The 10845-nt window shown below is 55.8% G+C and carries 12 protein-coding genes and 2 pseudogenes; 11 read left to right on the forward strand and 3 right to left on the reverse strand.

From position 1 onward, the window contains the following. Positions 1 to 148: 148 nt before the first annotated feature. A pseudogene (locus tag ACRDCA_RS24910) lies at positions 149 to 964 on the forward strand (Tn3 family transposase); the annotation flags it as partial. Between the two features lie 104 nt (positions 965 to 1068). Here the strand turns inward: ACRDCA_RS24910 and ACRDCA_RS24915 are convergent. The 3 genes and pseudogenes from ACRDCA_RS24915 to ACRDCA_RS24925 form a co-directional block, all read right to left on the reverse strand. Continuing rightward, positions 1069 to 1434 (reverse strand): annotated as a pseudogene (locus tag ACRDCA_RS24915) (transposase zinc-binding domain-containing protein); the annotation flags it as partial. Between the two features lie 8 nt (positions 1435 to 1442). Beyond that, positions 1443 to 1631 (reverse strand): hypothetical protein, encoded by a 189-nt coding sequence (locus ACRDCA_RS24920; RefSeq protein ID WP_438691929.1) that lies wholly within the window; start codon positions 1629 to 1631, stop codon positions 1443 to 1445. A gap of 90 nt (positions 1632 to 1721) precedes the next feature. After that, complete coding sequence (locus ACRDCA_RS24925) at positions 1722 to 2069, reverse strand: plasmid pRiA4b ORF-3 family protein (protein WP_438691930.1); 348 nt, start codon at positions 2067 to 2069, stop codon at positions 1722 to 1724. A gap of 826 nt (positions 2070 to 2895) precedes the next feature. Here ACRDCA_RS24925 and ACRDCA_RS24930 point away from each other — a divergent pair. The 10 genes from ACRDCA_RS24930 to ACRDCA_RS24975 are packed head-to-tail and all read left to right on the forward strand — an operon-like array spanning position 2896 to position 10770. After that, positions 2896 to 3345 (forward strand): phage tail protein, encoded by a 450-nt coding sequence (locus ACRDCA_RS24930; RefSeq protein ID WP_438691931.1) that lies wholly within the window; start codon positions 2896 to 2898, stop codon positions 3343 to 3345. Positions 3346 to 3363: 18 nt separating this feature from the next. Then, on the forward strand, positions 3364 to 4437 hold the full coding sequence (locus ACRDCA_RS24935) for a phage tail sheath family protein (protein ID WP_438691932.1): 1074 nt from the start codon (positions 3364 to 3366) through the stop codon (positions 4435 to 4437). Positions 4438 to 4459: 22 nt separating this feature from the next. Continuing rightward, positions 4460 to 5767, forward strand: a complete 1308-nt coding sequence (locus ACRDCA_RS24940) for a phage tail sheath family protein (protein ID WP_438691933.1) — start codon at positions 4460 to 4462, stop codon at positions 5765 to 5767. Positions 5768 to 5808: 41 nt separating this feature from the next. Continuing rightward, positions 5809 to 7035, forward strand: coding sequence for a phage tail sheath family protein (locus ACRDCA_RS24945; RefSeq protein WP_438691934.1), 1227 nt, complete (start codon positions 5809 to 5811; stop codon positions 7033 to 7035). Between the two features lie 2 nt (positions 7036 to 7037). Further along, the gene (locus tag ACRDCA_RS24950) at positions 7038 to 7490 is read left to right on the forward strand and encodes a phage tail protein (protein ID WP_438691935.1); all 453 of its coding nucleotides are present in this window, start codon (positions 7038 to 7040) and stop codon (positions 7488 to 7490) included. Further along, a complete protein-coding gene (locus ACRDCA_RS24955; protein WP_438691936.1) occupies positions 7487 to 7654 on the forward strand; it encodes a DUF5908 family protein in 168 nt (55 codons plus the stop codon). Before ACRDCA_RS24950 ends, ACRDCA_RS24955 begins: the two co-directional genes overlap by 4 nt. Then, positions 7651 to 8340 (forward strand): CIS tube protein, encoded by a 690-nt coding sequence (locus ACRDCA_RS24960; protein WP_021808105.1) that lies wholly within the window; start codon positions 7651 to 7653, stop codon positions 8338 to 8340. Before ACRDCA_RS24955 ends, ACRDCA_RS24960 begins: the two co-directional genes overlap by 4 nt. Next, positions 8337 to 9905, forward strand: a complete 1569-nt coding sequence (locus tag ACRDCA_RS24965) for a phage baseplate assembly protein V (protein WP_438691937.1) — start codon at positions 8337 to 8339, stop codon at positions 9903 to 9905. The genes ACRDCA_RS24960 and ACRDCA_RS24965 overlap by 4 nt, the downstream gene beginning before the upstream one ends. A 20-nt stretch (positions 9906 to 9925) precedes the next feature. After that, positions 9926 to 10345 (forward strand): GPW/gp25 family protein, encoded by a 420-nt coding sequence (locus ACRDCA_RS24970; RefSeq protein ID WP_438691938.1) that lies wholly within the window; start codon positions 9926 to 9928, stop codon positions 10343 to 10345. Continuing rightward, positions 10342 to 10770 carry a hypothetical protein gene (locus ACRDCA_RS24975; RefSeq protein WP_438691939.1) on the forward strand — a complete coding sequence of 143 codons (429 nt, stop codon included), beginning with the start codon at positions 10342 to 10344 and terminating at the stop codon, positions 10768 to 10770. Before ACRDCA_RS24970 ends, ACRDCA_RS24975 begins: the two co-directional genes overlap by 4 nt. The last annotated feature ends 75 nt before the right edge of the window (positions 10771 to 10845 follow it).

Raw genomic sequence — 10845 nt, forward strand, 5'->3', positions numbered from 1 at the left:
AAAAAACAGGTTAAAAAGCAGTAGAAAAAGTTAACGCATCCCGGTTGACCGAATGGATACAAAACACTGATCGAAGTTCGATACCAATACGTGATCGAACTTCGATGCCAATCCGTGATCGAACAGAGCGGAATACGCAATCAGTCGGGTCAGGGATTCAACTCATGTGCTAGATGGCTTGCTGTACCACGAAAGTGACCTGGAAATCAGGGAGCATTACACCGATACCGCGGGTTTCACCGATCATGTCTTTGCCCTGATGCATCTGCTGGGGTTTGCGTTCTGTCCGCGAATCAGGGATCTCCACGACAAAAAGCTGTTTATCAAAGGGAAAGCGGACCAGTACCCGGCGCTTCAGTCACTGATATCAACGACCAGCCTGAATCTGAAAGAGATCGAACTTCACTGGCGTGAAGTGCTGCGTCTGGCAACCTCGATAAAGCAGGGAACCGTGACAGCATCCCTGATGCTGAAAAAACTGGCCAGCTACCCCAAGCAAAACGGACTTGCCAAAGCACTGAGAGAAATTGGCCGCATTGAGCGAACGCTGTTTATGCTCGACTGGTTCCGCGATCCTGCACTGCGTCGGCGAGTACAGGCGGGACTGAATAAAGGAGAAGCCCGTAACGCGCTGGCGCGTGCGGTATTCCTGCACCGGCTGGGTGAAATCAGGGACCGAAAACCGGAAAATCAGAGCTACCGCGCCAGTGGACTGACGCTGCTGACAGCAGCTATCTCGCTGTGGAATACCGTCTATATGGAAAGAGCGGTCGATGCCCTGAAGCGTAAAGGGGGGAAGATCAACGAGCAACTGCTGTCGCATTTATCCCCGCTAGGCTGGGAACACATCAATCTGACAGGCGATTATATCTGGAAGAGTAACCGGATACCGGCTTCCGGTAAGTTTCGTCGGCTGAGGCCAGCTAAAGTCGAAAGGTCAAAAAATAGCCTTAACGTACAATAATTTTCTATATCCAAACTGACCCCTCAATAGGCGAACAAAGTGATGGAAAGGTATCAGCGATGGCAGCGTAGATTACGACTGCCCCACACTTTTTCATGCTCTCCGTTAAGCAGCCAGCGGTTGACCTCAAACAGGGGCCACAGCGAATCGGGGAGAGTGAAGACCAGGTGTATCCAGTTGCAGTCCGGAAGACGGTTAAGCTGGGCGGCGATCCACAGGTCAGTGGCCTTTTTACCGCAGGAGGGGCAGGCCCGGCTGTGACAGGCATTGGTGATATACCGGACGTGCGGGCACTTCGCATTATCGCAGGCATACTCCTTCACGCCGCTGATGCGGGTGCCGCAGGCCAGCATCTTGGTGACGGCTTCCACTTCGATATCGCGCAGGCCGCCGGCATCGAGAAAAGAGGTCCAGCACTGGTTAGCCGTAAAGAGCTTTTTGAGTGGGCGAGGGGTAAAACCGGACAGCATGGAACAGACTAATCTCCGGTCGTCTGCAGGCGACCGGGCGCAGCGGTATCGCCACGGCGCTCCAGGATGGAGCTGGCGACCATAACAGGCGGTGGGTCCATGGGTTTGAGCATCTTCATCCAGTCCCATTCACGCTGAGAGAGCTTATCCGCGTCAACGGAGAGCAGGATAGTGTCAATACTTTTACGTGTCATCATAGGGGATGGGCTCTGAGAAAAATATGTTGTCAGATCATACATATTTTTTCGGACGCAGGGCAACCTCCGGGCTGGCAGCTGGCGGGGTTTTCAATTTGCAGCCGCCAGGCTGCCCTGTTCAATGGCCTCAACACGAATGTCATAAATCCAGTGCTCAAAGAAATTGTATTCATAGGTAAAGCGATCGCCGGCATCAAAAGCAAAATCATCAATCACGATCCGGAATGGGTTATCAACAAAACCGATCCCTCCTTCGTAGGAGATACCGTAATCTTTGCCATAGATATGAAATTGATGGAGATGGTCGTCACCCCAACCCTGCACGATCTGGAAAATGAAGTGAAGCGCGGCCAGTGACGTGTCGGCAGCAATTCTCAGCCGACGCCATACCATGGGACTAACCCCACGAACAGCGAGTTTAATCGTGTACATTTTCATGACAGTAAAACGTTGCAGGTGAAACCATGTCGACTATTTTATCGCCAGCGGGGAGCATTTTATGACGGCTGCCCCACAGTTTTTCATGCTCTCTTTGCCGCACAGCGTCCGGACCGTATAACAGGTGTGCCAGCAGGAGCCATTCTGTCGGCTAACTCTGATTTATTCAACAAAGCCTGAACACGAGTATATAGGTAATACAACATAAACTGAATGCTATTCCAAATAAGCATAAAAAACTATAAAATCAAGAAAAATTGTTATTTTACTCCTTTACCTGCGTTAATGTTGTTCATGTGGTGGCTTTTTGTTGCCATTTTGTTTTGCAATTTAGTGAGGCATGACAAATTCGTCACTCCATTAACAAATTGAATTAATTGACTTATTTTTACTGCAATTCTTCTCTCTCTTTGCAATTCAGGATTTTTAAATTACTATTTTTAGTGATTGTAACGGCTCATGATTAAAGTTTGTGTTTTTTAACGTATTTTGTGGTTTTTTTGTTCGATGGTTGTGATGGGCCTTTACTCAAAGGCCCTGTATTCCTGTGGATAAATAAAGAGCCATCATTCTGATGTCCTTATTTATAAACCTAGCCTGTATGTGGGTAATATCCGCATGTACTAATGGTATTAGCGTGCAAAAAATCGCCACAGGAAGTCATCAGGGCGGCTTGGTTTGTATAAAATAAATTCGGGTGTATGCCTGGGGCGGTAGCGTGCTTTTTTACAGGGAAATACCGAGCTAATTGTTTTATTCTTCATGCAAATAATTTTTTTGAGGTTATTTGCACTCATTATTCATTGTAAATAGAAGGATTGATATCATGGCTACAACTGCTGAAGAAATCGCCGTACAGTATCCCATCCCTACCTATCGCTTTATTGTGACCCTGGGCGATGATCAGGTGCCGTTTACCAGTGCCTCCGGCCTTGACATTAATTTTGACACCATTGAATACCGGGACGGCACCGGCAATTGGTTCAAAATGCCCGGCCAGCGACAGGTACCTAATATTACGCTGAGTAAAGGGGTATTTCCGGGAAAAAACGCGATGTATGAATGGATTAATTCCATTCAACTTAATCGGGTTGAAAAGAAAGACATCATGATCAGCCTGACCAATGAAGCCGGCACGGAAGTGCTGGTCAGCTGGAATGTGAGCAACGCCTTCCCAACCTCCCTGACTTCCCCGTCATTCGATGCGACCAGTAACGAAATCGCGGTACAGCAAATCACACTCATGGCCGATCGCGTGACCATCCAGACTGCCTAATCAAGAGGACATGTTGCCATGACAGTGACAACCACTTACCCCGGCGTTTATCTCAGTGAAGATGCCGTATCGAGCTTTTCGGTCAACGGTGCCGCCACCGCTGTGCCCCTGTTTGCGTACGACAGTAATAGTGCTACTACCACGAATGAACCGATTCAGGTTTTCCGCAACTGGGCGGAATTTACCGCCGTTTACTCTACGCCGCTGAAAGACGCTTTTTATACCAGTCTGAAATTGTGGTTTATGCACGGCGGGGGTAAATGTTATCTGGTTGACGTGACTAAAATCGCCGATGCGGTGGCGCAATACGATGATATTACGCTGATTGTTGCCGCAGGGACGGATACCACGACGGCTACCGCTATCTATGAGGCGTTCAACCTGGTGGTGAGTCAGGGCTACCGTATTTTTGGCCTGTTTGACGGCCCGCAAGCGAAAATTGACGGCACGAAAAAGCCCGATGAGGTCATGAAAGCGTATCCGACTTCCCCGTTTGGCGCGGTGTTTTACCCGTGGTGCACCCTGGCATCGGGTGAGGCGGTGCCGCCGAGCGCCATAGCCGCGGCCGCCATTGCGCAGACCGACCGTGCGCGTGGCGTGTGGAAAGCGCCGGCCAACCAGGTCGTGAATGGTGTTACCCCGATGTTCGCCGTCAGCGATGATTTTCAGGGCACGTATAACCAGGGCAAGGCGCTGAACATGATCCGCACGTTCTCGGGCCAGGGCACCGTGGTGTGGGGCGCCCGCACGCTGGAGGACAGCGATAACTGGCGCTATATCCCGGTACGTCGCCTGTTCAATGCGGTTGAACGGGATATTCAAAAGGCCCTGAATAAGCTGGTGTTTGAACCCAACAGCCAGCCGACCTGGCAGCGCGTCAGGGCCGCCGTAGACAGTTATCTGCACGGTCTGTGGCAGCAGGGCGCGCTGGCCGGCAGTACCCCCGCTGACGCCTGGTTTGTTCAGGTCGGCAAAGATCTCACCATGACCCAGGAAGAAATCAATCAGGGGAGGATGACCGTCAAAATCGGCCTGGCCGCGGTTCGCCCGGCAGAATTCATCATCCTGCAGTTCAGCCAGGATATCGCGTAATAATTCACTGAAGGAAAAGAACATGGCTACAGTCACATCTGTACCGGGTGTCTACATTGAAGAAGATGCCTCACCGGCGATGTCGGTGAGCGTGGGAGCGACCGCCGTGCCGTTATTTGTCGCGCGTTTTACCCCGCTCAAGCCAGAACAGGCGGGCGTCATTACGCGCATCGGCAGCTGGCTGGACTATACCACCCTGTTTGACAGCAACGTGCCTTCTTCCATTCACGTCACTGTGACGTCAACACCTGATGATAATCACGATACCTACCTGATTGACGATCTTAAGATCGTGGATCCTACCGCCTCCGTCGCCCTGCGGCTCTATTTTCAGAACGGCGGTGGCCCTTGCTACCTCTATCCGCTGGAAAAGGCAGACGATAAAGACGCATTGGCCGCGTTGCCGGGGCTCATCGACGAGGTAGGAGAAATCACGCTGCTGGCCTGTCCGGATCCAGATGAAGCTTACCGCACGGCGGTGTATGGCGCACTGGCCGCCTCACTGGGTCTGCACAAAGGATACTTCCTGCTGGCCGACAGCGTGAATGGCGACGTGCCCAGCGCGGTCAGCGGTTCCGCCCAGGTGGCGGTGTATTACCCGAACCTAGAGGTGCCGCACACCCGGACGCTGGGTGATAAGCAGGTCGCCATCACCGGCTACACCGACGGGACGGGCACGACCATCGCCACGCTGGCCGACCTGCGTACGGCTAACGCCGACTTTGCCGGTGTGATTGATCAAGCCCTGACCGGTTACCTGAGTGCGCCACTCTCGCTGCCGCCTTCCGCATTGATGGCGGGGGTGTACGGCAAGACTGACGGTGAGCGCGGGGTGTGGAAAGCGCCGGCGAACGTGGTGCTCAGTGGCGCCAGCGACGTCAGCGTCCGGGTCACCAATGAGCAACAGGCGGAGCTGAACCCGAAAGGCATCAATGTCATTCGTCATTTCAGCGATCGCGGGCTGGTCGTGTGGGGCAGCCGCACACAGAAAGATGATGATGACTGGCGCTATATCCCGGTGCGCCGCCTGTTCGATGCGGCAGAGCGCGACATCAAAAAGGCCCTGCTGCCGATGGTGTTTGAGCCCAACAACCAGCCGACCTGGAAACGGGTGCAGGCAGCGATTGATAACTACCTTCACCGCCTGTGGCAACAGGGCGCCCTGGCCGGCAATAAAGCGGAAGAGGCGTATTTTGTGCGCGTCGGTAAGGGGATCACTATGACACAAGACGAGATTAACCAGGGGCAAATGATCATTCAGGTGGGGATGGCCGCCGTGCGCCCGGCCGAGTTCATCATCCTTAAGTTTACTCAGAACATGTCTCAGTAAAGGGGGAACCCCCTTTTCCGACTCTTTATAAGGATACCGTGATGGCAATGGTTCTTCCTGGGGTTTCGTACGATGAAACGCTGTTAACGCAGGCGTCAAACGACGATCCGGTGACGATGCCCCTGTTTATTGGTTATACCTTCCCTGATGTGGCGATACCGGTCACGGTGATGCAGCCCGTCAGCGTGGGATCACTGACGCAGGCGATCGCCCACTTTGGTCAACGTGGGACGCTGGCGTACTCCTTGCGCCACTTCTTTGAGAACGGTGGGCGGCAGTGCTACGTGTTGCCCCTCGGGCCAGGGCAGGGAGAACCGGCCGCGCGTCTGCACGCGCTGATTGCCGCATTACAGGCGCCGCAGATGCTGGAGACGCTGTTGGCGGATGACAAGACCGGCCTGGTCCTGGTACCGGAGCTGAGTGAACTCAATGAGGTGAGTGCGGCTGAAGTTGACGTCGATGCCCTGTGGTATCAGGGCTGGCAAGCGTTACTGACGCTGTGTCGTCAGGCCCAGCAGCGCTTTGCGCTGCTGGAGTTACCGGACGCCCCGGCGCAGGCGGTGACGCTGACCGGGCAGTCTTTTTCCGCAGACCTGTGCCAGCGCGGGGCGGCCTGGTGGCCACGGCTGGAAACCAGTTACGAAAGTTACGAAGATGAGGCGTCGACACCCGTGGTGGTGTCCCCCCTGCCGGCCGTCGCGGCGGCCATTCAGCGCAGCGCCCACGATAACGGGGTATGGAAGGCGCCGGCCAACCTCCCGTTGGCCAAAACCCGTCGACCTACCCAAAGTATCCTGACGTCTCAGGCATTGCTGGATAATCAGGGGGTGTCCTGCAACCTGATCCGCAGTTTTGTCGGGAAAGGCGTGCGCCTGTGGGGATGCCGGACCTTACTCAACGAGGAGAATACGGCCTGGCGCTATATCCAGACCCGTTTGCTGGTCAGCAGCGTGGAGCACTACTTGAGCAAACTGGCACGTGCTTACCTGTTTGAGCCGAATACGGCCCCGACCTGGATGAAGTTGAAGGGCCAGGTCTGGACGTGGCTGCGGCAGCAATGGTTGGCCGGCGCCTTTTTCGGCACGGTGGAGGAGGAGGCCTTTTCGCTCAGTATCGGGCTGGATGAAACCATGACGCAAGACGATATTCGCCAGGGCAAGATGATCCTGCAGGTCCGTCTGGCGCTGCTGGCTCCCGCGGAATTCATCGACATCAGCCTGACGCGGGATCTGCGTGACGGCACGGCCAGCGCGCAAATCGGAGGATAATCATGATGAATTCACCCGCGGTATCCCACCGTTTTCTCGTCAATTTTTTATTTAACAATATTCCAAGTCCGTTTGACATTGCATTTCAGCGTGTCTCCGGGTTGTCGCGCACGCTGGAAGTGAGCCAGCACCGGGAAGGGGGCGAAAATGCCCGCAACCTCTGGCTGGCCGAACAGGTGGATCACGGCAGCCTGGTGCTGGAGCGCGGCGTGATGAACGCCTCTCCCCTGACGCTACAGTTTGACCGCGTGTTGCGCCGGGAAAGCACGCAGTGGGCCAACGTGGTGATCATGTTGCTGAACGAGCTTTCATTACCGGTGACCACCTGGACGCTGAGCCATGCCCTGCCGGTGCGCTGGCAGATGGGCGATTTGGATGCCGGCAGTAACCAGGTGCTCATCAACACACTTGAGCTGCGCTACCAGGATATGCGCATGCTGGGGATAAAACTATGACCGTCGAAATTCGTGAGTTGATCGTCCAGGTTGAGGTCACCGAGCCGGCCCCTTCTGCTCCGTCCCTACCTTTTGCGCAGCGCCGTGATTGGGACGACGAGCGGTGGGTGGAGAGGATTAAACAAGAGGTGCTGGAACAGCTGCTTGAAAGGGGGCGCCAGTGAGCTTACTTGAACGGGGGCTGTCAAAGCTGACCCTCAACGCCTGGAAAGATCGCGAAGGGAAAATCCCTGCGGGCAGCATGAGCGCGATGTATAACCCGGAGACGATCCAGCTGGATTATCAGACGCGCTTTGACACCGAAGACACCATCAACACGGCGTCGCAAAGCAACCGCTATGTGATTTCCGAGCCGGTCGGCCTCAACCTGACCTTGTTGTTTGACAGCCAGATGCCCGGGAATACCACCCCGATAGAGACGCAGCTGGCGATGTTGAAAACCCTTTGCGCCGTGGATGCGGCCACCGGGTCACCTTACTTTTTGCGCATCACCTGGGGAAAAATGCGCTGGGAGAATAAAGGGTGGTTTGCCGGTCGCGCCCGCGATTTATCGGTCACCTACACGCTGTTTGATCGTGACGCCACGCCGCTGCGGGCCACCGTGCGGTTAAGCCTGGTGGCGGATGAGAGCTTTGTCATTCAGCAATCCCTTAAGGCGCAAAGTGCCCCCGACCGTGCACTGGTCAGCGTACCGGATCTGGCCTCGCTGCCGCTGCTGGCGCTCAGCGCCGGCGGGGCGCTGGCCGGCAGCGTCGATCCGTTATCGCTGGCCTGGGATAACGATTTGGATAATCTCGATGATTTTCGGTCCGGAGACCTGCTGCGGGCGACGAAAGGGGGGGAGGCATGAGCCACATCACCATGAGCATTGCGGGCAAGCCGAGCACATTGGGGATCCGTCGTTTGCGGGTACAGCAGCTGATCAATGAGATCCCGCTGGCACAGCTGGAGTTGCGTATTCCCACGGATAACCATGGCGCAGCGGATAACGCGGTACAACGCGAAGTCGGCCGTTTTAGCCTGGGCGCCCGGGTGGTGATTGCCCAGGATAACACGCCGCTTTTCGACGGTTATCTGGTGCAAAAGAAGATGCAGCTGAAGGGCAAAAACTGGTCCGTTCGGCTGGAGGCACGCCACGCGTTGCAGAAACTGACGTTTTTGCCCCATAGCCGGGTATTCCGTCAGCAGGATGACAGCACCGTCCTGAAGCGGCTGCTGCAGTCTGCGGGGGTGACAGTGACGCAAAAAGCGGCGGCGCAGCTGAGCAGCAAACACGATCAGCTGATCCAGTTTCGCCTCAGTGACTGGCAGTTTATTCGCAGCCGGCTGCTGTCCACCAACTGCTGGCTGCTGCCCGATGCCGCCAGCGATAAGGTGGTGATCCGCCCATTGTCCGACGCGGCAACGGCCTCACGGCGGCTGACTCGCGACAGTCGCGACTACAGGCTGTATGACATCAATTTGAGTTTTGATAACCGCTTTACGCCGGACAGCCTGTCACTGCAGGGATGGGATATTGCCGCACAAAAGCTCACGCCGGCGCACAAAAGCGCGGCCGGCGCGTTTCGTCCCTGGAAGCCTGAGGGTCAGGTCGGTCAGGCTTCCGCCGGGCGGCAAGATTACGCGCTGGCGTTCAGCATGCTGCCTGAAGCCACGCTGCAAGCCCTGTCGAGCTCCTGGCTGAACTATCAACAGATGACCGGCGTACAGGGCCACATTGTGCTGGCGGGGACCCGGGACTTCGCGGCGGGCGAGAGTATCACCCTGAGCGGGTTTGGGGCGGGGCTGGACGGTACGGCGATACTGAGCGGGGTCAATCAGCTGTTTGATACGGAGAATGGCTGGCGCAGCGAACTGGTGATGGGGTTGCCGGCGTCCATGCTGGAGCCCGCGCCCCCGGTGCGGTCGCTGCATATTGGCACGGTAGCGGGTTTTACCGCCGATCCCCAGCATCTGGATCGGATCGCCCTGCATCTGCCGGCGCTGAATCTGCCCGACTCGCTGATTTTTGCCCGCCTGAGTAAGCCGTGGGCCAGCAAAGCGAGTGGATTTTGTTTTTACCCGGAGCCCGGTGATGAAGTGGTGGTGGGGTTTATCGACAGCGATCCGCGTTATCCGATCATCCTGGGGGCGATGCACAACCCGAAAAATACGGCGCCGTTCTCACCGGATGAAAAGAACAACCGTAAGGGGCTGATCGTGAGTCAAGCCGACCAGACACAGGCCCTGATGATCGACACCGAGGAGAAAACGCTGACGCTGATGACCGGCGACAATGCGCTCACCTTAACCGGCGAGGGGGACATTGCCCTGCAGACGCCGAACGCCCTGCAACTGCAGGCCGAGGGTAAGGTGTCGATCGCGGGCAAGCAGCAGGTGGAGATCACCAGCGCAAAAATTAACCTGAAAAAATAACCTATTACGGTGAGGTTGCCATGAGTAACGACATTTTGACCGCGACCCTGGGGCAATGCTGGGCATTTCCACCGCGGTTTGAGCCCGGCGGCGTGTCCCTGACGGCGGGCGTTGAGGCGGTGATGCAGAGTCTGCGCGTGCTGTTTATGACTGAGCCGGGCGAACGCATTATGCGTGAGCGCTATGGCGCGGGCATGCATGATTTCATCTTTGAGAATATCACCGATGAACTGCTGGCCAACATCCACAACCGCATCGAAGAGAGCATTCTGCGCCATGAACCCCGGGCGCTGCTCAAGGACGTCATTATTCAGCCGGGGACACAGGACGCGAGCCGTCTGCGGGTGCAGATCACTGTGTCCCTGTCGGGCACGGATCTGGTCGAGACGGTGGACGGAACGCTGAACATCCATGACGGCCAGACGCTGAGGTTACTATGAGCAACCTGGTGGTCATCGACGGTGACGGGCTGACATTCAGCCCGCTGTTTGGCGCGATTACGATAACGCCTCCTCCACAGCCACGGATCAGCGGCAGCGGTGAGGCCAGTATCGAGGGTAAAAAGGTCTGCATTGTCGGGGATGAAAAGCAGGTCTCCTTTACCGTTGACTATATCAAGCCTCCTTTTGTCACCTCCCCGGGAAATGGGACGCTGACCATCAAAGCATTGGCGTCCGATCAGCAGGCTGCGTTTGCGATGGCGCCAGCGCCAGCGCCAATAATTGTGGTTGGTAGCCAGTTTACGACGCAATTTCAACCTGTAAAAGCGGCCCTGGATCCGCAAGGAAAACCGGATACGGATCTGAAGGCTGTCACCGGGGTGGGGACATTTAACAACAGCCAGTCGTTTGTCACCGCCGGGTGAGGCATCGTGCTGCCGATGGGGTGAAAACGGCCCCTGCGTGTCTTCTTTATCATCACATAACCAATGGACAACATC

Source organism: Serratia sp. (in: enterobacteria), from assembly GCF_051654945.1.
Taxonomy (GTDB): Bacteria; Pseudomonadota; Gammaproteobacteria; order Enterobacterales; family Enterobacteriaceae; genus Chania.